The organism is Ferrovibrio sp. GW821-FHT12F09, from assembly GCF_058806775.1.
Map to the genome: position 1 here is coordinate 904,898 of NZ_JBXAPZ010000001.1, position 26,153 is coordinate 931,050.

The 26,153-nt window shown below is 65.6% G+C and carries 26 protein-coding genes and 1 tRNA gene; 14 read left to right on the forward strand and 13 right to left on the reverse strand.

Features of this window, described 5'->3' with window-relative positions:
• Nucleotides 1–71: 71 nt before the first annotated feature.
• The gene (locus AC1ROB_RS04705; protein ID WP_492973466.1) at nucleotides 72–668 is read left to right on the forward strand and encodes a DUF6624 domain-containing protein; all 597 of its coding nucleotides are present in this window, start codon (nucleotides 72–74) and stop codon (nucleotides 666–668) included.
• A gap of 84 nt (nucleotides 669–752) precedes the next feature.
• Nucleotides 753–1,079: a hypothetical protein gene (locus AC1ROB_RS04710; RefSeq protein WP_493031396.1), complete on the forward strand. Its 327-nt coding sequence runs from the start codon at nucleotides 753–755 to the stop codon at nucleotides 1,077–1,079.
• A 10-nt stretch (nucleotides 1,080–1,089) separates the two neighbouring features.
• On the opposite strand, the gene truA is transcribed toward AC1ROB_RS04710, so the two are convergent.
• Genes truA through def form a run of 3 tightly spaced genes read right to left on the reverse strand, consistent with a single transcriptional unit; the run spans nucleotide 1,090 to nucleotide 3,273 of the window.
• Nucleotides 1,090–1,827, reverse strand: a complete 738-nt coding sequence (gene truA / locus AC1ROB_RS04715) for a tRNA pseudouridine(38-40) synthase TruA (protein ID WP_492973464.1) — start codon at nucleotides 1,825–1,827, stop codon at nucleotides 1,090–1,092.
• Nucleotides 1,827–2,747, reverse strand: a complete 921-nt coding sequence (gene fmt, locus AC1ROB_RS04720; RefSeq protein ID WP_492973463.1) for a methionyl-tRNA formyltransferase — start codon at nucleotides 2,745–2,747, stop codon at nucleotides 1,827–1,829. Before fmt ends, truA begins: the two co-directional genes overlap by 1 nt.
• 7 nt (nucleotides 2,748–2,754) lie before the next feature.
• Nucleotides 2,755–3,273 (reverse strand): peptide deformylase, encoded by a 519-nt coding sequence (gene def, locus AC1ROB_RS04725; RefSeq protein ID WP_492973462.1) that lies wholly within the window; start codon nucleotides 3,271–3,273, stop codon nucleotides 2,755–2,757.
• Nucleotides 3,274–3,367: 94 nt separating this feature from the next.
• Between def and rmuC the strand changes: the two genes are divergently transcribed.
• The 3 genes from rmuC to AC1ROB_RS04740 are packed head-to-tail and all read left to right on the forward strand — an operon-like array spanning nucleotide 3,368 to nucleotide 5,744.
• A complete protein-coding gene (gene rmuC / locus AC1ROB_RS04730) occupies nucleotides 3,368–4,699 on the forward strand; it encodes a DNA recombination protein RmuC (RefSeq protein ID WP_492973461.1) in 1,332 nt (443 codons plus the stop codon).
• Nucleotides 4,696–5,322 carry an exopolysaccharide biosynthesis protein gene (locus AC1ROB_RS04735; protein WP_492973460.1) on the forward strand — a complete coding sequence of 209 codons (627 nt, stop codon included), beginning with the start codon at nucleotides 4,696–4,698 and terminating at the stop codon, nucleotides 5,320–5,322. Before rmuC ends, AC1ROB_RS04735 begins: the two co-directional genes overlap by 4 nt.
• Nucleotides 5,322–5,744 carry a cupin domain-containing protein gene (locus AC1ROB_RS04740; RefSeq protein ID WP_492973459.1) on the forward strand — a complete coding sequence of 141 codons (423 nt, stop codon included), beginning with the start codon at nucleotides 5,322–5,324 and terminating at the stop codon, nucleotides 5,742–5,744. Before AC1ROB_RS04735 ends, AC1ROB_RS04740 begins: the two co-directional genes overlap by 1 nt.
• Here AC1ROB_RS04740 and AC1ROB_RS04745 read toward each other — a convergent pair.
• Nucleotides 5,713–6,507 carry an AraC family transcriptional regulator gene (locus tag AC1ROB_RS04745; RefSeq protein WP_492973458.1) on the reverse strand — a complete coding sequence of 265 codons (795 nt, stop codon included), beginning with the start codon at nucleotides 6,505–6,507 and terminating at the stop codon, nucleotides 5,713–5,715. The genes AC1ROB_RS04740 and AC1ROB_RS04745 overlap by 32 nt on opposite strands.
• 89 nt (nucleotides 6,508–6,596) lie before the next feature.
• On the opposite strand from AC1ROB_RS04745, the gene AC1ROB_RS04750 reads away from it, so the two are divergent.
• The gene (locus AC1ROB_RS04750; protein ID WP_492973457.1) at nucleotides 6,597–7,841 is read left to right on the forward strand and encodes an MFS transporter; all 1,245 of its coding nucleotides are present in this window, start codon (nucleotides 6,597–6,599) and stop codon (nucleotides 7,839–7,841) included.
• On the opposite strand, the gene yddG is transcribed toward AC1ROB_RS04750, so the two are convergent.
• Both yddG and AC1ROB_RS04760 read right to left on the reverse strand, forming a co-directional pair.
• The gene (gene yddG / locus AC1ROB_RS04755; protein ID WP_492973456.1) at nucleotides 7,809–8,717 is read right to left on the reverse strand and encodes an aromatic amino acid exporter YddG; all 909 of its coding nucleotides are present in this window, start codon (nucleotides 8,715–8,717) and stop codon (nucleotides 7,809–7,811) included. The two genes, AC1ROB_RS04750 and yddG, sit on opposite strands and share 33 nt — an antisense overlap.
• 106 nt (nucleotides 8,718–8,823) lie before the next feature.
• Nucleotides 8,824–9,315, reverse strand: coding sequence for a hypothetical protein (locus AC1ROB_RS04760; protein ID WP_492973455.1), 492 nt, complete (start codon nucleotides 9,313–9,315; stop codon nucleotides 8,824–8,826).
• Between the two features lie 222 nt (nucleotides 9,316–9,537).
• On the opposite strand from AC1ROB_RS04760, the gene AC1ROB_RS04765 reads away from it, so the two are divergent.
• The 3 genes from AC1ROB_RS04765 (at nucleotide 9,538) to AC1ROB_RS04775 (ending at nucleotide 13,996) form a co-directional block, all read left to right on the forward strand.
• The gene (locus AC1ROB_RS04765) at nucleotides 9,538–10,590 is read left to right on the forward strand and encodes an aromatic ring-hydroxylating dioxygenase subunit alpha (RefSeq protein ID WP_492973454.1); all 1,053 of its coding nucleotides are present in this window, start codon (nucleotides 9,538–9,540) and stop codon (nucleotides 10,588–10,590) included.
• Between the two features lie 100 nt (nucleotides 10,591–10,690).
• On the forward strand, nucleotides 10,691–11,893 hold the full coding sequence (locus tag AC1ROB_RS04770; protein WP_492973453.1) for an MFS transporter: 1,203 nt from the start codon (nucleotides 10,691–10,693) through the stop codon (nucleotides 11,891–11,893).
• Between the two features lie 132 nt (nucleotides 11,894–12,025).
• On the forward strand, nucleotides 12,026–13,996 hold the full coding sequence (locus AC1ROB_RS04775; RefSeq protein ID WP_492973452.1) for an APC family permease: 1,971 nt from the start codon (nucleotides 12,026–12,028) through the stop codon (nucleotides 13,994–13,996).
• Nucleotides 13,997–14,072: 76 nt separating this feature from the next.
• Here the strand turns inward: AC1ROB_RS04775 and speE are convergent, their stop codons facing one another.
• The 4 genes from speE to AC1ROB_RS04795 all read right to left on the reverse strand — a co-directional run bounded on the left by speE (nucleotide 14,073) and on the right by AC1ROB_RS04795 (nucleotide 17,333).
• Entirely contained in the window at nucleotides 14,073–15,014 is a 942-nt protein-coding gene (gene speE, locus AC1ROB_RS04780; RefSeq protein ID WP_492973451.1) for a polyamine aminopropyltransferase, read from the reverse strand.
• On the reverse strand, nucleotides 15,011–15,442 hold the full coding sequence (gene speD, locus AC1ROB_RS04785) for an adenosylmethionine decarboxylase (RefSeq protein WP_492973450.1): 432 nt from the start codon (nucleotides 15,440–15,442) through the stop codon (nucleotides 15,011–15,013). Before speD ends, speE begins: the two co-directional genes overlap by 4 nt.
• A 351-nt stretch (nucleotides 15,443–15,793) precedes the next feature.
• Nucleotides 15,794–16,783, reverse strand: coding sequence for a peptidoglycan bridge formation glycyltransferase FemA/FemB family protein (locus AC1ROB_RS04790; protein ID WP_492973449.1), 990 nt, complete (start codon nucleotides 16,781–16,783; stop codon nucleotides 15,794–15,796).
• 7 nt (nucleotides 16,784–16,790) lie between these two features.
• A complete protein-coding gene (locus AC1ROB_RS04795; RefSeq protein ID WP_492973448.1) occupies nucleotides 16,791–17,333 on the reverse strand; it encodes a PAS domain-containing protein in 543 nt (180 codons plus the stop codon).
• An 82-nt stretch (nucleotides 17,334–17,415) separates the two neighbouring features.
• Between AC1ROB_RS04795 and AC1ROB_RS04800 the strand changes: the two genes are divergently transcribed.
• Nucleotides 17,416–17,619 carry a hypothetical protein gene (locus AC1ROB_RS04800; RefSeq protein ID WP_492973447.1) on the forward strand — a complete coding sequence of 68 codons (204 nt, stop codon included), beginning with the start codon at nucleotides 17,416–17,418 and terminating at the stop codon, nucleotides 17,617–17,619.
• 71 nt (nucleotides 17,620–17,690) lie between these two features.
• Here AC1ROB_RS04800 and AC1ROB_RS04805 read toward each other — a convergent pair.
• A tRNA-Ala gene (locus AC1ROB_RS04805) sits at nucleotides 17,691–17,766 on the reverse strand.
• A 119-nt stretch (nucleotides 17,767–17,885) separates the two neighbouring features.
• Nucleotides 17,886–18,209 (reverse strand): TIGR02300 family protein, encoded by a 324-nt coding sequence (locus AC1ROB_RS04810; protein ID WP_492973446.1) that lies wholly within the window; start codon nucleotides 18,207–18,209, stop codon nucleotides 17,886–17,888.
• A gap of 172 nt (nucleotides 18,210–18,381) precedes the next feature.
• On the opposite strand from AC1ROB_RS04810, the gene aroA reads away from it, so the two are divergent.
• From aroA to fdhF, 4 genes are all read left to right on the forward strand, one after another.
• Nucleotides 18,382–19,764 (forward strand): 3-phosphoshikimate 1-carboxyvinyltransferase, encoded by a 1,383-nt coding sequence (gene aroA, locus AC1ROB_RS04815; protein WP_492973445.1) that lies wholly within the window; start codon nucleotides 18,382–18,384, stop codon nucleotides 19,762–19,764.
• A gap of 7 nt (nucleotides 19,765–19,771) precedes the next feature.
• Nucleotides 19,772–20,671 carry a LysR family transcriptional regulator gene (locus AC1ROB_RS04820; protein WP_492973444.1) on the forward strand — a complete coding sequence of 300 codons (900 nt, stop codon included), beginning with the start codon at nucleotides 19,772–19,774 and terminating at the stop codon, nucleotides 20,669–20,671.
• A gap of 92 nt (nucleotides 20,672–20,763) precedes the next feature.
• Nucleotides 20,764–22,431: an NADH-ubiquinone oxidoreductase-F iron-sulfur binding region domain-containing protein gene (locus AC1ROB_RS04825; RefSeq protein ID WP_492973443.1), complete on the forward strand. Its 1,668-nt coding sequence runs from the start codon at nucleotides 20,764–20,766 to the stop codon at nucleotides 22,429–22,431.
• Nucleotides 22,428–25,178: a formate dehydrogenase subunit alpha gene (gene fdhF / locus AC1ROB_RS04830; protein WP_492973442.1), complete on the forward strand. Its 2,751-nt coding sequence runs from the start codon at nucleotides 22,428–22,430 to the stop codon at nucleotides 25,176–25,178. Before AC1ROB_RS04825 ends, fdhF begins: the two co-directional genes overlap by 4 nt.
• A 3-nt stretch (nucleotides 25,179–25,181) precedes the next feature.
• Here the strand turns inward: fdhF and AC1ROB_RS04835 are convergent, their stop codons facing one another.
• Complete coding sequence (locus AC1ROB_RS04835; protein WP_492973441.1) at nucleotides 25,182–26,114, reverse strand: DMT family transporter; 933 nt, start codon at nucleotides 26,112–26,114, stop codon at nucleotides 25,182–25,184.
• Nucleotides 26,115–26,153 lie beyond the last annotated feature (39 nt).

A 26,153-nucleotide genomic window follows, 5' to 3' on the forward strand; every position in this document is an offset into this window, starting at 1 on the left:
CGGCGGCATCCGGCTGGACTTGCACGGCGGCAACGGCCAAGCTGTGTATAAGTGATTCTCCGGGGATGGTAATGGATCAGATTCTGCGCCAGACGCTGCTCGACATGGTCGAGGAAAGCCGCAGCCTGCGGACCCGGCTCGCGGCCGATGGCAGCCTGTTCCTCGGCTATAACGACGACATGCGCGCCATGCACAACAAGCAGGCCAAAGCGCTGGCCGGCTATGTCGATGCCAAGGGCTGGCCTGGCCTCGCGCTGGTCGGCGAAGACGGCGCCACCGCGGCTTGGATGATTGCCCAGCATGCCATCGGCCTGCCGCGGTTCATGCGCGCCTGCTTCGAGCTGATCGAGGCGGCGGCGGCGAAAGGTGATGTGCCGCGCTGGCAGCTGGCGCTGCTCACCGATCGCATCCGCTGGCTCGAAGGCAAGAAGCAGGTCTATGGCACCCAGTTCGACTGGGATGCCAATGGCGAGCTCAACCCGCTGCCGATCGAGGACGAGGCCAATGTGAATGCACGCCGCGCCTCGGCCAGCCTGACGCCGCTGGCCGATGGCATCGCGCAGCGCCGCAAGGAAGCCTCTGATGCTGGCGAAGTGCCACCGGCCAATGCCAGCCAGCGCACCGGCGATTTCGAAGCCTGGGCCAAGGCGATCGGCTGGCGCGCCTGAGACTGTACCGAGCCGGTTCCTGTTGGTGGAACTCTGATGTCTAGGTTGAGCGCATGTGTCTTGCTCGGATCAGCCGCATTGCTGATGGCATGGCAGAGTGCGCTGGCGCAAACCGAAAGCAGTGCCGCTATACCATCGGAGATTCGTGGGTCATGGGCGAAGCGCGGTTCGTGCGGCGATCCGGACCAGAGGATTCTGATCGGCGCCGACACGATCAAATGGGGCAGCAATCCTCCCGAGGACGCGATCTACGTCCTCAATGACGGGCCGCGGGGACAGGCGGCTGTGCGCTGGCGGGAAGAAGGCATCGTCAGCAATTTCAACTACGACCGCGCGCGCGACATCCTGATCTTTAACAGCCAGGGATATGGCATGCCCGGTGTAGAACGCTGGAATCGATGCCGCCGCTAGCCGGCCTGCGTCAGTAATCGACGCACGTCAGACACAGCCCGTCGGGCGGCGCTGTCGGCCCGGCGGCCGAGCGGTCTTTCTTCTCCAGCGCGGTCTTCACATCCGCGGCCGTCCAGCGGCCTTCGCCCACCATCTTCAGAGTGCCGGCGGTGATACGCACCTGGTTGTGCAGGAAGCTGCGCGAGCGCACGGTGATGTGGATCTCTTCGCCCATGCGCATTACTGCCAGATGATCCAGCGTGCGCTCGGGCGATTTGGCCTGGCATTCGGTGGAGCGGAAGCTGGTGAAATCGTGATGACCGAGCAGCACCTGCGCGGCGTCGTGCATGGCTTCGGCATCCAGCGGCACCGGCACATGCCACACGAAACCGGCCTCCAGGGCCGGCGGCGGGCGTCTGTTCAGAATACGATAGAGGTAGTGTCGTGCCGTGGCCGAGAAGCGCGCATCGAAGCTGTCGTCCACGATGCTTGAGTCCAGCACGGCGATGCGCTGTTCGCGCAGGTAGAAGTTCAGGCCATCGCGGATGCGGTCCGGCGTGAAGTCGCGGTCGAGATCGAAATGCACCACCTGGCCGGTGGCATGCACGCCGGCATCGGTGCGGCCGGCGGCGAAAATTTCCACCGGCGCGCTGCACATGGCTTCCAGAGCCTCTTCCACCGCCTGCTGCACGCCGCGGCCATCCTTCTGGCGCTGCCAGCCGACAAAGGCCGTGCCATTGTATTCCAGCGTGAGGCGGAAGCGCGGCATCAGACGAGCCGCGAGCCCTTGGGCAGCGGCAGGCCGCGCAGGAAATCGGCAATCGCCACCGGCGACTTGCTCGGGCGCTGCAGTTTCAGCAGCGTCAGCGCGCCGGTTCCGCAGGCGACCGTGCCGGTATCGTCCAGCATGGTGCCGGGCACGCCGCTGCCGGCAACCGGTTCGCAGGCCAGCAGCTTGATGCGTTCGCCGTTCAGCGCAAACGTCGTGCCGGGGCCGGGATTGAGCGCGCGGACCATGCGGTCGATCTCTGCCGCTGATCGTGCCCAGTCGATGCGGCCTTCATCTTTGCTGAGCTTGGCGGCATAGGTCACGCCTTCGGCCGGCTGAGGCTGCGGCGCGATCTTGCTATCGGCGAAATCATGCAGGGCGCGCACCATCAGCGGCGCGCCGATGCGGCAGAGGTCGTCATGCAACTCGGTGATGGTCATACGCGGCGCGATCGCCACGGTTTCGCGCAGTAGTACCGGCCCGGTATCGAGGCCGACATCCATCTGCATGGCGCAGACGCCAGTCTCGGTGTCGCCGGCAAGAATAGCCCTTTGAATGGGCGCGGCGCCGCGCCAGCGCGGCAGCAAAGAGGCATGCAGGTTGAAGCAGCCAAGTTTTGGCGCATCGAGCACCGCTTTGGGCAGCAGCAGGCCATAGGCCACCACCACGGCGGCATCGGCATGCAGCGCGGCGAAGTCGGCCTGGGCTTCGGGCGATTTCAGGCTGACCGGATGGCGTACGGTCAGGCCGTTCTGTTCGGCGAAGGCCTGCACCGGCGAGGGGGTCAGTTTCTGGCCGCGGCCGGCCGGGCGCGGCGGCTGGCTGTAAACGGCGGCGATTTCATCGCCGGCCTTCAGGAACGCGTCCAGCACCGGCACGGCGAAATCCGGCGTGCCCATGAAGACGAGGCGTAATGTCATCCTGAGATCAGGCGGTGGCGGTCAGGCGCTTCTGCTTCAGCAGCTTGCGCAGGATCATGTTGCGCTTGAGCGCCGAGATATGGTCGACAAACAGGATGCCGTCGAGATGGTCCATCTCATGCTGCAGGCAGACGGCCAGCAGCCCGTCGGCCTGCAACTCCTGCTGCGCGCCGTTGCGGTCCAGATAGCTGACCTTGATCTCGGCCGGGCGCTCGACCTCGGCATACTGTTCCGGCAGCGACAGGCAGCCCTCTTCGTAGAGCTGGTCGTCATCGGACACCCAGGTGATTTCCGGGTTGACGATGTAGAGCGGCTGCTTGTCCTCGCCCTCGCGCGCCACGTCGATCACCAGCATGCGCTTGGGGATGCCGACCTGGATGGCGGCCAGGCCGATACCGGGCGCCGCATACATGGTCTCCAGCATGTCATCGAGCTGCTGGCGCACCTCGTCCGTCACCGCTTCGACGGGGGTCGAAACAGTCTCCAGAACCGGGTCGGGCGCCGTGATGATGGGCAGCAGGGCCATAGGGTCTTTCCGTGATATTACGGGGCGTCAGATAGGCCGCGGGCTGGCGGTCCGTCAAGCCCGCTGTTATTTAACGTCCATGCCCATGGATATAATGCCGATTCTCGCCATCGCCAGTCTTGCCGGGCTGGCCATCGTGCTGATCCTGCTGGTTTTCCTGCTGCGCCGGGGTGGCAGTTCCGCCGGCGAGGCGGCCCTGGTGGCCGAGCTGCGCGACCAGGTCGACCAGGCCCGTGACGAGGCCGCCGCCGCCCAGGCCGCCCGGCTGGACGCCGAGCGCCAGGCCGCCGGCCTGCGCGCCGAACTCGCCGTGAAGACCCAGGCTTTCGAGAAGCTGGCCGAGACCGCCACCCAGGCGGCCCGGGCGGCCGCCGTGGAATCCGCCGCCCAGCTCTCCAACAAGCTGCTGGCCGACCACAAGCGCGAGGCCGAGGCCCAGAAGGAAGACGCCGAGAAGAAGGTGCAGCTGGTCACCGAAAGCCTGACCAAGCAGATGACCGCGGTGGCGCAGGTGGTCGCCGGCACGGTGGCCCAGCAGCAGAAGGACAACCAGCGCGTCGACGCCATTCACCGCATGCTGTCGCATCCCGGCGGCGCCGGCCGGCTGGCCGAGATCGGGCTGGAGAATACGCTGAAGGCTTTCGGCCTGCAGCCGGGCGTCGATTTCGTGCTGCAGTATCATGTGGCCGGCGACAGCGACCGCGGCAGCTTGCGCCCCGATGCGGTGATCTTCCTGCCCGGCGATGCCGTGCTGGTGGTCGATTCCAAGGCCTCGAAGCTGCTGCTCGACCTGGCCGAGGCGGAAGGCGCGGGCGCCGAGGCGGCGGCGCTGCAGCAGCTGGCTCAGCGCATGACCACGCATCTGCGCGCCCTGACCGCCAAGGATTACGGCAACGCGGTGGTGAGCGCCTACAGGGATGCGAAACGCGGCGGCGTGCTGAAGCGCAGCATCGTCGCCATGACGCTGCCCAACGATGCGGCGGTGGAAAAGCTGCGGCTGGCGGCGCCGGATTTCGAACAGCGCGCCATCGAGGCCGGCGTGGTGCTGGCTGGACCCTCGTCGCTGTTCGCCCTGATCGCCTTTTCGCGCATGCAAATCGACAGCGGCAAGCAGATCGAGAATCTGGACAAGATCGTGGAGGCCGTGACGGCGCTGGTGGAAAGCACGGCAACGGCGCTGACGCTCGCCGAAAAGGTCGGCCGCGGGTTGCAGCAGGCGACCGAACAGTTCGAAAGCTTCAGCCGTTCGGTCAATGCCCGGCTGCTGCCGCGCGTGCGCAAGCTGGCCCAGCTTGGCATCCGCCCGAGCAAGAGCGCGCCGGCCGCTTTGCCCAGCTTCGAGGTCAATGTGCATCGCACCGATGATGTGATCGAGGCCGAGGTGGAGGAAGTCGCGCCGCGCCTGCCGGGTATCGGTGACACATGAGCGACGCTCCGGAATCCGAATCGGCGGCGCCCGAAAAGGTCAGCGACATCGTCGCCGCGCTCTGCGACGGCCGGGATGACGACCGCATCAGCCTGGACGATCTGCTGCGCGCCTTCGGTCTGCGTGCCTTCGGCCTGCTGATCCTGGTCTTCGCCCTGCCCAACGGCATTCCGGCGCCGATTGCCCCCGGCCTGTCGGCGGTGCTCGGCGCGCCGCTGCTGCTGCTGTCGGTGCAGATGCTGCTCGGCTTCGAGACGCCATGGTTTCCGGCCAGCTGGCGGGCCCGCAGCTTCCGCCGTGGCGATATCGCCAAACTGCTGCGGCCGGCGCTGCCCTATATCGTGAAGATCGAACGCTATGTGCGGCCGCGCTTCCTGCATCTGTCGGGGCGTCGCGCCAGCCGGCCGTTCGGCCTGCTGATCCTGTGGAATGCCGCGCTGCTGTCGCTGCCAATCCCCTTCGGCAACCTGATTCCGGCCTGGGCCATCATCCTGGCAGCCCTGGGCCAGGTCGAACGCGACGGCACGCTGCTGATCGCCGCCATTGTCGCCAGCCTGCTGGCCACCGGCTGGGTCTGGTTCCTGCTCGACGTCGGGCTGGCCATCATCGACCGGATCTTCTGATGACGGCCGACGAGATCATCGCCGTGCTCAAGCTGCAGCCGCATCCCGAGGGCGGCTATTTCGTCGAGACCTTTCGCGATCCGGCAACCGATACCGATGGCCGCAGCCGTTCGACCGCGATCTATTTCCTGCTGAAGCAGGGTGAGAAATCCCACTGGCATAAAGTGGATGCCGTCGAGACCTGGCACTGGCATGCGGGTGCGCCGCTGAAACTCCAGATCGCTGCCGACAAAGGCGCGCCGGTGCACACCATCACGCTCGGCAATGACATCGCCGCGGGCCAGCGGCCGCAGGGCATCGTACCGCAGGATCACTGGCAGGCGGCGGAGACGTTGGGCGACTGGACCCTGGTCGGCTGCACCGTCGCGCCGGGCTTCGACTTCGCCGGCTTTACGCTCGCCCCGAAGGGCTGGGCGCCTTAGCGAAATACTTCCCCGGCGTCGTGCCGAGCGAGCGGCGGAACATCGCCGTGAAGGCCGCCGCAGAGGCATAACCCAGATCGCTGGCCACCAGTGCCACCGGACGGCCGCTGCTTAAGCGTGCCAGCGCCTCCGCCAGACGCGCCTGCTGCCGCCAGGCCTGGAAGCCCATGCCGGTCTCGCGCTGGAACAGCCGTGCCAGGCTGCGGCTGCTCATGCCGGCCTCCGTTGCCAGCGTCTCGATATCGGTGTCGTCGCTCAGATGGTCCAGCACGCGCCGGCAGACGGCCTTCAGCCTGGCCTCGCGCGGCATTGGCAGATGCAGCGGCAGAGCCGGCACGCTACGCAGCTCATGCAGCAGCAGCTGCGCAATCGCCGCGCCGCGGCTTCCCTGTTCATATTCCACTGGTTCCTCCATGGCGGCGAGGATGAGCGCACGCAGCAGATCGGATACCTCGATCACCTGGCAGGCCGGCGGCAGCAGCGCGGCAGTCTGCGGGGCGATATAGAGCGTGCGCATCGCCACCGCGCCGCTCATGCGGATCTCGTGTTCGACGCCGGGCGGAATCCACAGCGCGCGCTGCGGCGGCACCACCCAGGCGCCCTGTTCGGTGCTGACCCGCATGACACCGCGCGTGGCATAGAGCAGCTGTGCCCGCTCGTGGCTGTGCGGCTCGATATGGAACCCGGCCGGGAAATCCTTCGGCATGGCCGCCACGGCGGGGGCGATGCGCTGGTAATCCTCGGCATTGGTGCTGCGGGCCATGTCCGATTCTCGATAGAAACTGTCAGGACAAGGACTATCAGACACCCCTATGGTGGAGCCTGCAACCGTTTCTCTCAAGGATTCCGTCCATGTCGCTGCCGCGCCGGGTGATCAACTACGTCAATATCGCCCATCTGTTCGACCATATGTTCATGCTGATCTTTCCCACCGCCGTGCTGGCGATGGAGGCGGATTTCGGCCGCGGTTACGGCGAATTGCTGGCGCTCTCCATCGGCGGCTTCATCGCCTTCGGTGCCGGCTCGATCCCATCGGGCTGGCTCGGCGACAAGTGGAGCCGGCGCAACATGCTGGGCGTCTTTTTCATCGGCATCGGCGGTGCCGCGATCCTGGCCGGCAGCACCAGCTCGCTGTGGATGCTGGCGGTGGCGCTGACGCTGATGGGGCTGTTCGCTTCGATCTACCATCCGGTCGGCACGGCCATGCTCACCGCGCATGCGGAAGCGCTCGGTTCGGAAAAACTCGGCCGCGAGCTCGGCACCAACGGTGTCTGGGGCAATGTCGGCGTCGCCTGTGCGGCGCTGGTCACCGGCGCGATCGCGCAGTATCTGGGCTGGCGCTACGCCTTCATCCTTCCGGGTCTGGTCTCCATCGGCTTCGGCATCGCCTATCTGGCCATGGTGCCCGAACATGCCAGCCCGCCGCGCAAGGGCAAGCCGCAGGTGAAAGTGCCCCGCGCCATTGCCATCCGCGCCTTCGCGGTGCTGGCCGTGGTCGGCGTCAGCGGCGGCGTGGTGTTCAATGCGGCCACCATCGTGCTGCCCAAGCTGTTCAGCGAACGCATGCACGATCTGATCGGTACGCCGGTTGGCATCAGCATGCTGGTCTTCATGGTCTATCTCGCCGGCGCCATGGCGCAGCTCATCATCGGCCGTCTGGTCGACCGCTATACGCTGAAGCAGATCTTCGTTGTCGTGTCCTTCCTGCAGGCGCCGTGTCTTCTGTTGGCCGGCTACACGGAAAGCTGGTGGCTGGTGCTGCCCTGCCTGGGCGTGATGTTCGCGGTCTTCGGCCAGGTGACGATCAACGACACCATGGTGGCGCGCTATACCTCGGATGAATGGCGGGCGCGGGCGTTTTCGCTGCGCTATCTGCTGTCGTTCGGCGCCAGCGCCACGGCGGTGCCGCTGATCGCGCTGGTCTACGAACGCGGCGGCGGTTTCGACACGCTGTTCGGTGTGCTGGCGGCGCTGGGCCTCAGCATCTTCCTGTCGGCGCTGGTCTTCCCCGGCGGTTCGCCCACGGAGTCGCCTGTTGGGGCACCGCGCAGCGAAGACATGCCGTCAGGTGCGACGCCGAAGGTCGCCGGTGCCTAAGACGGCGCCACCGACGATCAAAGCGCAGGCAAGAATGACGGGCAGGGTGAGCGCGCCCTGCCCGAACAGGATCAGCAGCAGGGTCGAGAGCAGCGGGGCCGCGTAAGCCATTGTGCCCAGCGCGCGTACATCGCCGCGCTTCATGCCATGGTCCCAGCAGAAGAAGGCGAGGCCGACCGGGCCTAAGCCCAGCGCGATCACCGCGGCCCATTCTTTCATATCGGCTGGTACGCCAGTGGTCTCGAAAGCAAAATGCCCGATCCAGGACAGCAGCGCGGTCGCGGCGCAGAAGGCGCCGACCGCATCGGTGGGAACTGTTGCAAAGCGCCGGCTCAGCACCGAATAGGTCGACCAGGTGAAGGCGCAGGCGAAGGCGGCGGCGTAACCCGCCGCATAGCGCCAGTCGAAGCCCAGCTCGCCCTTGCCGGCGATCAAGATCACGGTGCCGGCGAGGCCCAGGGCTGCACCAGCCAGATGGAACCAGCGCAGCCGCTCGCCCGGCAGCAAGGCCGAGAACAGCACGATCAATAACGGCCAGAGATAGTTGATCAGGCTGGCTTCCAGCGGCGGCGCCAGTTTCAGCGCCAGGAAATACAGCGCGTGATAGCCGAACAGCCCGCCGACGCCTAAAGCCCAGGCGGCGGGGCTGAGCCGGAAATGCTTGACCACGCCATCGCCGCGGATGATCCAGAGCGCCACGGCGGCGAGCGCCGAGAGCGTAAACGTCATGGCAGTGAGTTGCAGGGCCGGCACGCTGGGAGTCAGCGTGGTGAACAGCGCCAGCGCGGCCCACAGCCAGATGGCGATGGTGCCGATCAGGGTGGCGCGCAGTTTCTTCGAAGACTCGGGGCGCTGCGCAGAATCAGAGGTCGTCATTTTTGTGAACCCAGGCGATACGATACCGCCCCAGTACGAAAAAGCCCGCCTGATGACAAGCGGGCTGCAATCGTTATGCGGATGACGTGGCGTCAGACCGCCCGGATCAGACGGCGCGGGCGCCGTCCATCCGGTAGAACAGCGGCGACTGCTCGTCTTCCAGCAGGCGCAGGGTGCCGCGGATCAGCAGCGGGCGTTCGGCGAAGGTCACTGGTTTTGCTGCCTTGACCGCGACCAGCCGGTTCAGATCGGCCGTCATGCAGGTCGGGCAGTGGAACTGCAGGGCGCCGAGCAGGAATTCGCTATGCTCCGTGCCATCGCGGAAGGGCATCATATAGCCGGTCAGCGTGACCGCCCGGCCGTCGAGGCCGCGCAGGGCTGCTGGAAAGCGGCTGATGGCGTCATCCTGGAAGCGGGCTTCTCCGGCGCTGGCGAGCAGGTCCCAGTCCAGCGCGCCGTCCACCGGTGGCACCGTCAGGCGCAGATGCCCGGGCAGCGGTTCCAGCGACAGGGCGCGGGCCGGCGCGGCCGCCAGACAGGCAAAGCCGGAGGCGGCGGTGGTCAGGGCGGCGGCAGACAGGAACTGGCGACGGCGCATGACAGCCTCATCAATCAAGTTATGTTATAATATATCATTCTTTGCAACATAGGCAAGAAAACACTGGCCCTCCGTGGTGCAGGATTTGCATATTTCCGGGACACGGGTCGAAGACCCGGCCAGCGGAGGCGACCATTCACGGTAGGCCGGCTGGCGGCCCCGTCCCACCGGTCCGCCTTATGACGGCGACCGCGGGGGCCTGAGCGATAGGATGTCCTATCCATGCTGACGACCAAGCAGAAGACCCTGCGTAAATTCTGGTATGCCACCGTGAAGCTGAAGGATCTGGCCGATGGCCCGAAGCCCTTCCGCCTGATGGGTGAGGACCTGGTGCTGTTTCTCGATGCGGAGGGCAAGCCGGCCTGTCTGGCCGACCGCTGCTGCCACCGCACGGCCAAGCTCTCCAAGGGCTGGTGCGAGAACGGCAACATCGTCTGCGGCTATCACGGCTGGACCTATGACAAGACTGGCCAGTGCGTGCGCATCCCGCAATACCCCGACAACGCTGCCGTCTCGGGCACGCTGAAGACGCCGAGCTACCGCTGCCAGTCGCGCTATGGCTATGCCTGGGTGGCGCTGGAAGAACCGCTGGCCGAGATCTTCGACATCCCGGAAGACAGCGATCCCGGCTTCCGCCGTATCGACCAGTTCTATGAACAGTGGAACTGCGCGCCGATCCGCATGCTGGAGAATTCCTTCGACAACGCGCATTTCTCCTTCGTGCACAAATCCACCTTCGGCCAGCTCGATCAGCCCAAGCCGGAAAAGTACGAGATGAAAGAAACCGATTACGGCTTCTATGCCGAATCGATCGTGCCGATCGCCAATCCGCCGATTGCCCATCGCGTCACCGGCACCACGGCGCCGACCACCACGCGGCATATGCGCAATCACTGGTACATGCCGTTCTGCCGCCGCCTCGACATGGAATATCCCGGCGGACTCCGGCACATCATCTTCAACTGCGCGACGCCGATGGAAGACGGCAGGATCCAACTCGTGCAGTGGCTGTATCGCAACGACAGCGAAGACCAGTGCAGCACCCAGGAACTGATCGACTGGGACGCGGTGATCACGCTGGAGGATAAAGAAATCCTGGAAGCGACCGATGCCGATGCCTGCATCGACATCTCGCGTCGCATCGAGGCGCATATGCCGTCCGACAAGGGTGGCCTCATCATGCGCAAGCGCCTGCTTGAGCTGTTCAAGGCCCATGGCGAAGGCGAGATTTACGCGGGTATGCCAGCCACACCGCTGCAGAGTGCGGCGGAGTGATCCATCTGTGCAGCGAAGGTCGGGACGGCAGTCCCGGCTTTCGCGCCGCATAAGAAAATCTCATGCACGATGGCGGGGAAGGGCGCTATAAACCAGCCCAATGCTTCTGTCCGCTTATCGCCGCGACGGCTGGCCGCTGGTCGCCGCCCTGTCTCTCGCCCAGCTGGTGTCCTGGGGCACCATCTTCTATGGCTTCCCGCTCTTCGTCCTGCCGATGGAGACCGAACTCGGCTGGAGCCGCGGCGAACTGAACGGCGCGCTGTCGCTCGGCCTGCTGGTCGCGGGCCTGATGGCGGTGCCGGTGGGACGACGGATCGACAGCCATGGCGGCCGCATGCTGATGAGCGTCGGTTCGCTCGGCGCGGCGCTACTGTTTGTCGCCTGGTCGCGCGTCGACACGTTGGTCGGGTTCTACCTGCTGTGGTTCGGCCTTGGCCTGTGTCAGGCCTGCACGCTCTACACGCCGGTCTTTGCCGTGCTGACCCGGCTGTTCCCCGAAAACTTCAAGCTGCGCATCACCGTGCTGACCTTGGCCGGTGGCTTGGCCAGCACGGTGTTCATTCCGCTGATCGCCTGGGCCATCGAGGGCCTGGGCTGGCGCGATGCCCTGCTGCTGATGGCGGGCTGCAATCTGGTCTTCTGCCTGCCGGTGCATGCGCTGATGCTGCGCGACCGCCAGATGGCGCCATCGGATATCGCAGCAGTATCCGCCGGCACCGCGATGCAGAAGGGGCCGCTGCATCGGGCGCTGCGCCATCCGGTCTTCTGGGGCCTTGCCGTCTGCTACACCTTCTACGGCCTGATGCATGCGATGCTGACCTTCCACTTCGTGCCGATGTTCGGCGAATACGGCATCCCGCTGGCCATCGCGGTCGGCATCCTGGCCGTGATCGGCCCGGCGCAGGTGGCCGGCCGCATCCTGCTGTTGTTCGTGCACCGCATCGATACAGTCGCCACCGGCATCCTGGTCATGGGCACCTTCCTGATCGCGGTGCTGCTGCTGATGCTGTTTCCGGCCGTGGTGCCGGCGCTGTTCGTCTTTGCGGCGCTGTATGGCGCCGCGAATGGCATGATGACCATCCTGCGTGGCACCGCGGCGCCGGATCTGCTCGGCCGCGCGGGCGTCGGCGCCATCAACGGTGCGCTCAGCCTGCCGGCCAGCATCGCCGCCGCCATTGCGCCCTCGCTGGCGGCGCTGATCTGGGACGTGAGCGACGGCTACGCCGCCGTTCTCGTGGCGGTGCTGGCCGCGGCGGTGTTTTCCACCGCCGGATTCGCCTTCGCTGCCGCCAAGGCACGGTAATCTCTATCAAATTCGGAATTCACAGCCGACTCTTGACGATTTTTGGTTTCAGGCAGAGGATCGCGCCGCGTTTGACATGAAAACGCCCCCAGCGACAGGCAACCGCCTCTCTCATCCTCCGTTATCATTGCTATGAAACCTTCCTGGCTGAGTCTCGAACGACTCAAGCGTCTTTTCCTCGGCGCACCGCTCGATCCCTTCTCGCCGAAGGTGCGCCAGCATATCGCCCTGGCGGCATTCCTGGCCTGGGTCGGCCTTGGCGCCGATGGTCTGTCTTCGGCGAACTACGGCCCGGCCGAAGCCTTCCTGGCGCTGGAGGGGCATACCCATCTGGCGCTTTACCTGGCCATCGCCACCGGGCTCACGGTTTTCATCATCGCCTTTGCCTATAACCAGGTGGTCGCGCTGTTTCCCAATGGCGGCGGCGGCTACAAGGTCGCCACCGAACTGATCGGCCCCCATGCGGGCCTCGTCTCGGGTTCGGCGCTGATTATCGACTATGTGCTGACCATCGCCATCTCGGTGGCCAGCGGCGTGGACGCGCTGTTCAGCCTGCTGCCGCCGCAATGGCAGGCCTACAAGTTGCCGATCGAATTCCTGGTGGTCGTCATGCTCACCACCTTGAACATGCGCGGCATGAAAGAGCCGATTGCGCTGCTGCTGCCGCTGTTCCTCGGCTTTGTCGTCACCCATGTGCTGCTGATCGTCGTCGGCATCGGCGCCCATTCCGATGCCCTACCCGACCTGATCCCGGCCACCGTCAGCGAGACCCAGAACCTCGCCGGCACGATTGGCCTGTTCGGCGTCATCGCGCTGCTGCTGAAGGCCTTTGCCATGGGCGGCGGCACCTATACCGGCATTGAAGCCGTGTCGAACAATGTCAACATGCTGCGCGAGCCGCGCGTGCAGACCGGCAAGCTGACCATGCTCTACATGGCGCTGTCGCTGGCCTTCATGGCGGCGGGCCTGATCGTGCTCTACCTGCTGTGGAACGTCAGCTACGAAGAAGGCAAGACGCTGAATGCCGTGGTCTTCGAGTCGATCCTGAGCGAGCTGTTCGGCGACAGCCTGCTGGTGCCGGTGGCACTCACCATCACGCTGATCTTCGCCGCCGCCCTGCTGTTCGTCGCCGCCAATACCGGCTTCCTCGGCGGTCCGGCCGTGCTGGCCAACATGGCGGTCGACCGCTGGATGCCGCACCAGTTCAGCCAGCTCTCGGATCGCCTGGTCACCCAGAACGGCGTCATCGTCATGGGCGCCGCCGCCATCGGCGCGCTCTGGGTCACCGATGGCGAGGTGCATTTCCTGGTCGTGCTCTATTCGATCAACGTGTTCCTGACCTTCTCGCTCTGCCTGGCCGGCCTGTGTCGCTACTGGGTCATGCACCGCTGGGAAAAGGGCTTTGTGATCGGCATGCTGCAGTCGGCCGTCGGCTTCGCCGTCGCCTTCTCGATCCTGCTGGTGACGCTGGTCGAAAAATTCATGGATGGTGCCTGGTTCACCGTGCTGGCCACCGGCTTCGTGGTCTTCCTCGGCTATTCGATCAAGCGCCATTACGACAGCGTGAACCGTCAGCTCGCCGAGGCTGATGTGCTGTTCGGCAACACCCAGAGCGCGCCGCCGGCCCGGGACCTGGTGCCCGATCCCAAGGGGCGCACGGCGGCGCTGTTCCTTGGCGGCCGCGACGGCGTGGCCATGCATACGCTGCTGGCGGCGCTGACGCTGTTCCCCAACCAGTTCAAGAATGTGGTCTTCCTCACCGTGGGCGAGATCGATATCGAGCAGTTCCACGGCCAGGAAAAGGTCGCGCGGATGCAGGTGGAGATCGATACGCGCCTGGAGCGCTTCTCCAACTGGTGCGAACGCCGCGGCATCGCCACGGCCACCTACCGCGCCTATGGCACCGAAACGGTCGAGCTGCTCGACAAGCTGGCCGGCGAAGTGCTGGAGACCTTCCCCAACACGGTCTTCTTCGCCTCCAAGCTGCTCTTTGCCAATGACAACGTCTTCACCCGCCTGCTGCACAATTCGACGCCGCTGGCGCTGCAGCGGAAACTGCACAGCCGCGGCGTGCCGATGGTGATCCTGCCCATGAAGGTCTGAAGCCTTTCAGCCTCGCGCCAAACAAAAAGCCCGCCGGGATCAGCGGCGGGCTTTTTCGTGAGTATTCGTCCAGCGTCTAGCGCCTGGCTTTTTTCTTCGGCGCGGCTTTCTTCTTCGGTGCAGGCTTTTTCTTCGCGGCCGGCTTCTTCACGGCCTTTGCCTTCGGCAGGGCCGGCAGCAGGCGGGCGACGAAATTCGGCAGCGCGAAGGCACCGAAATGCAGCTCCGGATTATAGTAGTTCAGCTTGGGCAGCTTCGCCGCGTCGAAGCGCGCGAAGATATGGCGCGGATCGACATCGGTGATGTCGCGGTCCGACGCCCAGGTCATCGACATGAAGCCGCAGACATAGGTTGGCACCACGGCCAGATACGTGCCCGAATGCGCCCAGATCTTCTGGAACAGCTTGATCGCGTCGGTCAGTTCCGGGCCCTGCATATGGGGCACGCCGTTCTGGGCGACGAGAATGGCGCCCGGCTTCATCACCCGGCGGCAGTTATCGTAAAACGCTTTGGAGAAGAGCACGGTGGCGGGGCCGACCGGATCGGGCCGGTCGACGATCACGATGTCGTAGCGGTCCTTGGTCTCGGCCACATAGGCCGCGCCGTCGCCGACGATCAGGTTGGTGCGCTTGTCGGAGAAGGCCTTGCCGCAGATCTTGGGCAGGTATTTCTTGGCGACCTCGATCACCTTGCCGTCGATCTCGACCATGGTGACGCGCTTGATCGACTTGTGCTTCAGCACTTCTTCCAGGATGCCGCCGTCGCCGCCGCCGATGATCAGCACCGACTGCACCTTGCCATGGGCCAGGATCGGCAGATGCGTCAGCATCTCGTGGTAGACGAATTCGTCGCCCTCGGTGCACTGGACCACGCCGTCGAGCGCGAGCACGCGGCCAAAGCGGCCGCTCTCGAACACGCCGACATTCTGGTACTGCGACTTGCCCTCGAAGAGGACCTTCTTGACTTCGTGGCTCTGGCGGAAGCCCTTGTAGAGCGTCTCGTTAAACCACGTGGTCACAGGACCAGGCCCCGCTTGAGTTCGGTGCACTGGATGTTGTCGGGCAGGAAGGCGCGGCGCAGCACCGGAATAGCCTTCTGTGGCTGGCAGTCGCCGCAGACGAAGACGTCCAGAGCCGCATAGCCCTTTTCCGGCCAGGTGTGGATCGACATGTGGCTTTCCGCCAGCACGGCCACGCCCGAGATGCCACCATTGGGCTCGAAATGATGCAGGTCGATGTTGAGCAGCGTCGCGCCGATCTCGGCCACGGCCTCGGTCAGCGTCTGCTTTACCAGCGCCAGGTTATCCAGGTGTTTGCCGCCCCACAGATCGATAATCAGATGCATGCCGGCATAACGCATGCCGTCCTTGCAGATGAAATGCTCGTCGGCCGCCGTCTCGTCGGTCGGCACGGCATGCAGGGCAGGCTTGAGGGAGTTCTTGGTCATACTGGTCTCTCCACCACGGGGATTGCTGTGGGCAATCCGGGAAATGAGCGGCAACCCCGATAAGATGAAAGGGGTGTCCGATTGGCAGAGAGACTGTTGGGAAAGCCCCGTGGTTCCGGTCGGTCGGATCGATGTCCGGGCCGACGGCCAGTTCGCAACTTTCCAAACAGTCTCTGGAAGGGGGGTATGGGGCCAATCCCCCCCTGATGCAAGCAAAAACGACCCCTCGGGGGCGGTTTTTTTCCCCTGTGGTGCAGGGGTCACAACCAGGGGGCAGCCAGCGGGCTGAATCGCGCCGAATCCGCGCTGTTGCCGCGGCAAACTGTCACATTCGGCGATGGATGCTTCGCCTCAGAGATAACTGCCGGCGAGGGTGAAAACCGCGCCGCCCAGGCCCAGCTTGAAGCGCGCCACACCGGCGCCGCGTTCGGTATCCACGCCGCCCAGATCGAAATCGGTGACGCCACGTTCTTTCAACTCGGCCACCGCCCGCCACAGCAGACGGTAATGCGCTTTCACCAGCCGTCCGGCTTCGTTGCTCCAGCCCATGGCATAGGTCGCGCCGGCGCCATGGCGCAGCACCAGGATGCCGGCGATCGGACGCAGCTTGCCCAGATGCGGCCCGGCATGGGCCCAGAGTAATATGGCATCCTCACCCGCCTGGGCGGAGGCCACGCTGGCGGCAAAGGCGGTGTAGAAGGCGGCATCGGGTCCGAGGAAGCGGCTTTCCAGCCGATGCTCGTCATGCTCGCCCATCAGGGCGGCGAAGGCTTCGGCATTCCAGCTGCCATCGGCGACGCTGCTCACTTCAAGCAGCAGCGCCGACTTCTCGGCGGTCTTGAGCATGTTGCGCCATTTGCCGTCGAGCTGTTTGCGCAGGCGCTCCAGCGGCGGCATCAGGTCGAGCCGGATCGAGGAATAGCCGGTCACCATCGGCCGCAGGCCCAGTTGCGCCAGCGCGGCATCGGACTCCGAGCCGCCGTTCAGTTCCGGCAGCCACCACAACAGACAGCGCTGGCGCCAGGGATAGGCGGCACGGAGCAGGCCAAGCGCTGCGTTGCGGTCGGCGCGGTCGAGGCCGGGCATGAAGAGCGGCCCGCGCACCAGGCGCACGAAACGGCCGAGCAGGGGAATGCGGCGGACGAAAACCTGCGCCATGCCGATGACGGTATCGCCGCGCCGGATCAGCCAGCGTTCGGGCCAGACCTTGCCGGTGGAGGCTGCATCGACGGCGGCGCCATAGCACCAGCCCTGCTCCAGCACGCTGCGGCGCATGGCGCTTTGCGCCGCCGCCCAGGCGGCGGCATCGCTGCAGGCCTGCAGGGTGATCGCGTCAGGCACGGCTTCGTCAGGCAACGGGCAGGCCCACATGGCCCGACGGCCGGCGGGCGAAAATCTGGCAGGCCATCAGCATGTCGACGGTCTGGTGGTCGGTGGCGAGCGGCAGCCAGATCGCTTCGTAATCGTACCAGCGCTCGTCGTAGAACTGTTTGTTGTGCACCAGCAGAACGCCGGGATCGGCGCAGAGCATTTCCAGCCGGCCCAGCAGCAGCGCGCGGTATTGCTTCAGCGGCAGTTCGTCCAGCCATTTGCCGGTATGGTCGAAGCCGTCGCGGGCGACGATGGCCGAACCGATCAGGCGATAGCGGAAGCGCAGGCGGCCGGGGATCGGCGCATTGCGATGCACCTCGAAAATGGTGATGCCGCCGAGCGCGGCTTTCATGTCGAGCGGGTCGATATCCTGGCGGCCGGGAAAGCGATGGGCGCCACGGCGGTCCTGCCAGTAATCGTAGAGCTGGCCGATCACCGGCTCGCGGCAGTCGGCGGCCGTGAAATCGCGCCGCAGCAGGCTGGCGGTCGAGAAGGTGGAGCGGCCGGGGGCATCAGTCATGGCCGGCAGCTTGGCCGGTTCGGCACAGCACTGTAAAGCCATGCTCTTCCGGGCGGCGGCGCTTTGCGGTAAAGACGGCGTCATGGCCCGCCTGTTCCGACAGCCTGAGCGCATCCACGGCCTGGTGATTCCGGCGCCCCGGTTCACGCGCTGGGCGCTGCTGTATTTCCTGAAATTCGTGCTGGGACCGGTGCTGCTGCTGCTGCTGGCGCTGGATGTCGCGCTGTATTTCATCTTCCGCGACTGGCTCGGCGCCTGCTACGGCATCCTGTGCTTCTGGTCGTGAGCGGCCGGCCGGAACGAAAACGCCCGGCCAACCAAATGTCTTGGGCGGACCGGGCGTTTTTCGGAAGGATTTGGTGGAGCCAAGCGGGATCGAACCGCTGACCTCCTGCATGCCATGCAGGCGCTCTCCCAGCTGAGCTATGGCCCCATTAAATCACGGACTTAACAGCTCCTTGTCTGAGCCTGAGGTCCGTCGGCGGGGGCGGACCATAAGCCGCCCTCCGCCGCTTTGCAAGTGCTTCGTGGCCCCGAAACGAGGCCCGATTTTCAGCGTTCTTCAGTCTCGTCCGTCGGGGTCTCGACGTCGATCTCTTCGGCGACATCGTCCTCTTCGAACTCGTCGGCATCCTCCAGAATCTCGTCGCCGATCTCGGCATCCTCCACCACGTCATCGGCGGCATCGGCAATGACGACGGGCTTGGGGGCCTTCTTTTCTTCGACCTTGGACGGGCGGCGGGCCGATTTGGCCAGCACTTCCGGATTGAATTCCGTGCTGCATTTCGGGCAGATGATCGGCGATTTACCGAGATCGTAGAAGCCGGCACCGCAACTCAGGCAGCGGCGCTTGGTGCCCCATTCAGCTTTCGCCATCGAACAAATCTCCATGCTGGTCGGCGCCCGGATAGCCTTGGAAATGGGTCCGGCGGCGACGCCCCGGCCGGCTGGCCGGAGCGGCGCGATTGTGTTAAAGAAGCGCGCCCTGTCAACCCGTTAATCCCGGCTTTTTTTACGGCCGGCGACCCGCTCTGGGACTGTTGCCCCGATGACCGCCCATTCCGCCCAGAAAGCCCAGCCTCTCCGGTCCCGCCCTGGCGCCGCCGGCCTGGCCGGCAGCGCCGCCATTCCGGGCGACAAGTCGATTTCCCACCGCGCCCTGATCTTCGGCGCCCTGACTGTGGGCGAAACCCGGGTCAGCGGGCTGCTGGAAGGCGAGGATGTCCTGCGGACGGCGGCCGCCATGCGCGCCATGGGCGCCGAGGTCGAGCGTCTGGGCGACAGCCCGCGCGGCGGCGGCGACTGGCGGGTCTGGGGCGTCGGCGTCGGCGGCCTGTCCGAGCCCGAGGACGTGCTCGACATGGGCAATGCCGGCACCGGCGCGCGCCTGGTCATGGGCCTGGTCGCCAGCCACAATTTCTCCGCCACCTTCACCGGCGATGCCTCGCTGCGCCGCCGCCCGATGGGCCGGGTGGTCGAGCCGCTGTCGCGCATCGGCGCGCGCTTCGTCGGCCGCAGTAACGGCCGCCTGCCGCTGACGGTGGTCGGCACAGCCCATCCGCTGCCGATCGAATACGAACTACCGGTGGCTTCGGCTCAGGTGAAGACCGCGGTGCTGCTCGCCGGCCTGAACGCGCCGGGCATCACCACGGTGATCGAGCATGAGGCGACCCGCGACCATACCGAAAACATGCTGCGGCATTTCGGCGCCGAGGTCAGCGTCGAGGTAACGAAATCCGGCGGCCGCATCATCCGCCTGACCGGGCAGCCCGAATTCAAACCGGCCACCATCAGTGTGCCGGGCGATCCGTCCTCGGCGGCTTTCCCGATGGTGGCGGCGCTGATCGTGCCGGGCTCGCAGATCACGCTGAATAACGTCGGCCTCAATCCGCTGCGCACCGGGCTGTTCGCCACCCTGCAGGAGATGGGCGCCGACATGAGCTATGCCAACCGGCGCGACGAGGGCGGCGAGCCGGTGGCCGATATCATCGTCAAGCATGGCGCACTGAGGGGCGTGACCGTGCCGCCCGAACGCGCGCCCAGCATGATCGACGAATACCCGATCCTGTTCGTGGCGGCGGCCTGCGCCGAGGGCGACACCGTTGTGCGCGGCGCCAAGGAACTGCGGGTGAAGGAAAGCGACCGCCTGGCCGTGATGGCGCGCGGCCTCAAGGCCTGCGGCGTCGATCTCGAGGAATTCGAGGATGGCATTGTCATTCACGGCAAGGGCCGGCCCCCCCGGGGCATCGCAGCGGGCGGCGACGCCATCGGCACCGAACTGGATCACCGCATCGCTATGTCCTTCCTGGTTCTGGGTCTGGCGGCGCAGGACGGCACCGTGATCGACGATGCCCGCGTGATGGATACCAGCTTTCCCGGCTTTGCCGATCTGATGCGGCGGCTGGGCGCGACCCTCGAACGCGCGGCCTGACCGTCGCATGATCGACAAGCTGGAATTCCTGCTGGCGCTGGCGCGCGAGAAGAATTTCGGCAAGGCCGCCGACATCTGCGGCGTCACCCAGCCCACGCTTTCGGCCGGCATCAAGCAGCTGGAAGATACCCTTGGTGTGCTGCTGGTGCAGCGCAGCTCGCGCTTTCTCGGCTTCACGGCAGAGGGCGAGCGGGTGCTGGACTGGGCGCGCCGGATCGTCGGCGATGCGCGCGCCATGCGCCAGGAGGTGCAGGCACTGAAAACCGGTCTGACCGGCCATCTGAAGATCGCCGCCATTCCCACGGCGCTCGGCATGGTCTCGGCGCTGACCACGCCCTATCGCGCCAAACATGCGGATGTGAAATTCACCATCCTGTCGCGCACGTCGATCGAAGTGCTGGCCATGCTGGAGAATCTCGAGATCGATGCCGGCATCACTTATATCGACAACGAGCCGCTCGGCCGCGCCCGCTCGATCCCGCTGTATTCCGAGCAGTATCGCCTGCTGACATCGGAAGACAGTCCGCTGGGCCGCCGCGACAGCGTCACCTGGGCCGAGGTCAGTCGCATCCCGCTCTGCCTGCTGACGCCTGACATGCAGAACCGCCGCATCATCGACCGGCTGCTGCGCGAGGCCGGCGGCGCCGAGCCCGAGCCGACGCTGGAATCCAACTCGATGATCGTGCTGTTCTCGCATGTGCGCACCGGGCAATGGGCCAGCGTGATGCCGGAAAAGCTGGCCGAGACGCTTGGCCTGACCGAAACCCTGCGCGCCATTCCGATCACCCAGCCTGATGCGGTGCACACCATCGGCCTGGTGGTGCCGCAGCGCGAACCGATGCCGCCGCTGACCGCCGCCCTGATGGCGGAAGCCAAGCTGCTCGCTACCGTGCTGACCGGTCGATAGAAAACCTCTATCGCGCGACGGGAATGCGGTCTTGATCCCGCCCTGACCGGGGCGGATGATGGCGCACCAGCAGCCAGCCAGCGTTTTTGTTCATGAATATTGCCGTTCCTGCGCCCCGCCAGCATCGGCCGGGCCGTCCTGGCCGCGCCACGCCGCGCGGCCGTCAGGCTTCGGATAACGATCATGCAGCCTTGCGCGCCATTGTCGTGCCCGATGCCGGCCGTCGTGATCTGCTGATCGAATACCTGCATGCGATCAACGATGCGAAAGGTTGCCTGCCGGCGCCGCTGCTGACCGCCCTGAGTGAAGTCATGCGCCTGCCGCTGGCCGAGGTGTTCGAGACGGCGACCTTCTATGCGCATTTCCGGGTGGTCGATGGCGACGAGCCCGCGAGCGTGACCCTGCGCGTCTGCGACAGTTTGAGTTGCGCCATGGCCGGCGCCGATGCGCTGGCCGCACAGCTGGAAAGCCTGGAAGGCATGCGCGTCGAACGTGCGCCCTGCATGGGGCAATGCGATCGCGCACCCTGCGCCGTCTATGGCAGGAACGTGATCGCGCCGGCCTCGCGTGAAGCCGTGCAGACGGCGCATGCGGCCAGAGCCGTTGCCCCGGTTCTGCCGCCTTACAAAGGCCTGGCGGCTTACAGGGCGCAGGGCGGCTATAGCGTGCTGTCAAAACTGCGTGGCGGCGCGCTGACGGCCCAGACGCTGATTGCCGAGATCGAGGCCGCCGGCCTGCGCGGCATGGGTGGCGCCGGTTTTCCCACGGCGCGCAAATGGAAAGCCCTGCTGGAGCAGCCGAAGCCGCGCCTGCTCGCCGTGAACGGCGATGAGGGTGAGCCCGGCACGCTGAAGGATCGCTGGTTGCTCGAAACCGATCCGCATGGCTTCCTCGAGGGCATGCTGATCGCCGCCCATCTGATCGAGGCGGAAACGGCCTATATCTATCTGCGCGACGAATATCCGGCGCTGAATGTTGTCATCGCCGACGAGCTGCAGGCACTGCGGGCCGCCGGCCTGCTCGGCGAGGTGACGGTCGAACTGCGGCGTGGCGCCGGCGCCTATATCTGCGGCGAGGAATCGGCGATGCTGGAAAGCATCGAGGGCAAGCGCGGCCTGCCGCGCCAGAAGCCGCCCTATCCGTTTCAGGTTGGCCTGTTCGGCCGCCCGACGCTGATCAACAACATCGAGACGCTCTACTGGGTGCCGCAGATCGCCGATAAAGGCGCGGCCTGGTGGCAGGGCCATGGCCGCAACGGTGGGAAAGGCCTGCGCAGCTATTCGGTCTCCGGCCGGGTGCGCAATCCCGGCGTCAAGCTGGCGTCGGCCGGCGTCACCATCATCGAGCTGATCGAGGAGTATTGCGGCGGCATGCTCCCGGGCCACAGATTCATGGCCTATCTGCCGGGCGGCGCCTCGGGCGGCATCCTGCCGGCCAGCTTAGATAATATCCCGCTCGATTTCGGCCAGCTGGAGAAATATGGCTGCTTCATCGGTTCGGCGGCGGTGATCGTGCTGTCGGACCAAGATGACGTGAAGGATGCGGCGCTGAACCTGATGAAGTTCTTCCGCCATGAAAGCTGCGGCCAGTGCACGCCCTGCCGCGTCGGCACCGAAAAGGCCGCGACGCTGATGGCGCAGCCGAAATGGAACGAGCCGCTGCTGCGTGATCTGGCGCAGGTGATGCGCGATGCCTCGATCTGCGGTCTGGGCCAGGCAGCGCCCAATCCGCTGCTCTCGGTGCTGGAGCGCTTCACATGATCCGCTTTCTGCTCGACGGCAAACCGGTCGAGGCGCAGCCCGGCGAGACCATCTGGCAGGTGGCCAAGCGGGTGGGCACGGATATCCCGCATCTGTGCTACACGCCGCAGCCGGGCTTCCGCGCCGATGGCAACTGCCGTGCCTGCATGGTGGAGATCGCAGGCGAGCGCGTTCTGGCGCCGAGCTGCAAGCGTGAGCCGACCGAAGGCATGACGGTGGTTTCGGCCAGCGAACGGGCCGTGAAAGCGCGCGCCATGGTGATGGAGCTGCTGGTTGCCGACCAGCCGGTGCGCGCCGAGGCCCATGACGCGGAGTCGAAATTCTGGCACTGGGCCGAGGCGCTGAACGTCACCGGGAGCCGCTTCCCGGCACGGGAGGCGGCTCCCGTTGCACCCGACCGCAGCCATGGCGCCATGGCGGTCAACCTGGATGCCTGCATCCAGTGCAATCTTTGTGTGCGCGCCTGCCGCGAGGTGCAGGGCAACGATGTGATCGGCATGGCCTTCCGCGGCCATCATTCCGAGATCGTCTTCGATTTCAACGATCCGATGGGCGACAGTACCTGTGTGGCCTGTGGCGAATGCGTGCAGGCCTGCCCCACCGGCGCGCTGTTGCCGGCCACGCTGGTCGACGAACACAATCGCGGAGTCGAGAAGGCGACCAAGAGCGTCGACAGCCTGTGTCCCTTCTGCGGTGTCGGCTGCCAGGTCACCTATCAGATCAAGGATGACAGGATTCAGTATGTCACCGGCCGAGACGGACCCGCCAATCGCGGCCGGCTCTGCGTGAAGGGCCGCTTCGGCTTCGACTATATCAGCCATCCGCATCGCCTGACCGTGCCGCTGATCCGCAAGGACGGCATCCCGAAGCATGGCGGGGATTTCGTCGATCCGGCGAATCCCTATACACATTTCCGCGAAGCCACCTGGGAAGAGGCGCTGACGCGCGCGGCGGCCGGCCTGGTCAAGGTGCGCGACGCGGTCGGTCCGCAGGCGCTGGCCGGTTTCGGTTCGGCCAAGGGATCGAACGAAGAGGCCTATCTGTTCCAGAAGCTGGTGCGCATGGGTTTCGGCACCAACAATGTCGATCACTGCACGCGGCTTTGTCATGCGTCATCCGTTGCTGCATTGATGGAAGGCGTCGGTTCGGCCGCCGTGACCGCGCCGTTCTCGGCCGCCATGGATGCCGAGGTGATCATCGTGATCGGCGCCAATCCCACCGTGAACCATCCGGTGGCGGCGACCTTCATCAAGAATGCCGTGCGGCAGAATGGCGCCAGGCTGATCGTGATGGACCCGCGCGGCCAGGCGCTGACCCGGTTTGCCACGCATCACCTGCGTTTCAAGCCGGGCGCCGATGTGGCGCTGCTGAATGCGCTGCTGCATGTCATCATCGCCGAGAACCTGACCAATCCGGCCTATATCCAGCGTTTCGTCGACGGCTTCCCCGACCTGGAGCAGGCGGTGAAGGACGCGACGCCGGAAGCGATGGCACCGCTCTGCGGCATCGAACCCGACGTGCTGCGCGACGTGGCGCGGATGTATGCCACCTCGAAAGCCTCGATCATCTTCTGGGGCATGGGCGTGTCGCAGCATGTGCATGGCACCGACAATGCCCGCTGCCTGATCGCACTCAGCCTGATCACCGGCCAGGTCGGCAGGCCCGGCACCGGCCTGCATCCGTTGCGCGGCCAGAACAACGTGCAGGGCGCGTCTGACGCCGGCCTCATTCCGATGGTGTTGCCCGACTACCAGTCGGTGGAAGACGCCGCCAGGCGCCAGGCCTTCGAGGCTGTATGGGGTGCCAGCATTCCGCCCAAGCGCGGTCTGACCGTGGTCGAGATCATGACGGCGATCCTGCAGGACGAGATCCGCGGCATGTATATCATGGGCGAGAATCCGGCGATGTCGGACCCCGATGCCACTCATGCCCGCGCGGCGCTGGCGAAACTCGATCATCTGGTGGTGCAGGATATTTTCCTCACCGAAACCGCCTTCCATGCCGATGTGGTGCTGCCCGCTTCCGCCTTTGCCGAGAAAGACGGCAGCTTCACCAATACCGACCGCCGCGTGCAGATCGGCCGCGCCGCGCTTAAGCCGCCGGGCGAGGCGCGGCAGGACTGGGCGCTGGTGCAGGCGATCGCGCAGCGCATGGGCCTGCCCTGGGCCTATGGGCATCCGAGTGAAATCTATGCCGAGATGGCGGCGCTGATGCCCTCGCTGGCCGGCATCACCTGGTCGCGGCTGGAAAATGAAGACGCGGTTACCTATCCGGGTGGCCAGGAGATCATTTTTGGCGACGGTTTCCCCACGGCCACCGGCCGCGCCCGCATCGTCCCCACCAAGGTCACGCCGCCGGCCGAACTGCCCGATGCCGATTACCCGATGGTGCTCAGCACCGGCCGCCTGCTTGAACACTGGCATACCGGGGCGATGACGCGGCGGGCGACGCAGCTGGATGCGCTGGAGCCTGAAGCCATCGCCATGCTGCATCCGCGCGATGCGGGCCGCATGGGCATTGCGGCCGGCGACATCATCCGGGTCTCGACCCGGCGCGGCGCGATCCAGCTCAAATGCCGCATCGACCGCGATGTGGCCGAGGGCATGGTCTTCATTCCGTTTGCCTTCTTCGAGGCGGCGGCCAACCTGCTGACCAATCCGCAGCTCGATCCTTTCGGCAAGATTCCGGAATTCAAGTTCTGCGCGGCGAAAGTCGAACCGCTGCGCGAGCAGGCGGCGGCAGAGTAGCCTTCAGCTTTTTGCCGGCTTGAGGATCAGGCCCAGCGCGGTGGCAACCAGAACCAATGCTGCGAATTCCGGCCATTGCGGCTGCTCGCCCAGCATCCACATCGACGAGAAGACGCCCACCACCGGGATCATCAGGGTCGACAACCCGCTGATGCCAGCCGGCAGGATGCGCACCAGCACATTCCAGGCCCAGTAGCAGAAGACGAAACAGATCGTGGCGTTGTACAGCGCCGAGAGCCACGGCCCGAGCGAATACATGTACCAGCCGCTCGATTCCAGCACAGGTGCCAGCACGAAGATCGGCAGGCCGCCCAGCACCATCTGCCAGCCGACAAACGGCACGGCCGTCATCGGCACCAGCCACAGCTTGGTCAGCAGCGTGCCGATGGCCCAGCAGACGGATGCTGCCAGCACCAGCACCACGCCCAGCGGCGCAGCCGCCATGGCCTGCCATTCGCCGGCGACCAGCACGATCAGGCCGGTGAGGCCGATGCCGAGGCCGGCGAGCTTCCAGCCGGTGAGGCGTTCGTGCAGCAGCAGCGTGCTCATCGGGATCAGCCATAGCGGCATGGTGAAGGCGAGAATGGTGGTGCGGCCGGCCGGCAGCATGCTGAGGCCGTAGAGCACAAAGACATTCCAGCCGGCGATGTTGAACAGGCTGATCCAGACCAGCTTCCAGAAATAGCCGGCGGGAATGCGCAGCGGCATGCGCTTGAAGATCGCGATGGCAAACAGGCCGACGGCGCCACCGCCCAGGCAGAGCGCGCGGAAGGTGAAGACCGGCATTTCCACCAGCGCGATCTTCATGATCGGCCAGTTGATGCCCCAGAACAGCGTCAGCAGCGCCAGCAGGCCGAGCGAATAGGCGGAAATGCCCTGCTGGACAACAGCCTGGGGGGCGGCACCCTTTTGGGTGTCGATGGACTGATCGGTCATGGGCGAGACGCTTCCGTTTGTATGCTGACAAACCTAACG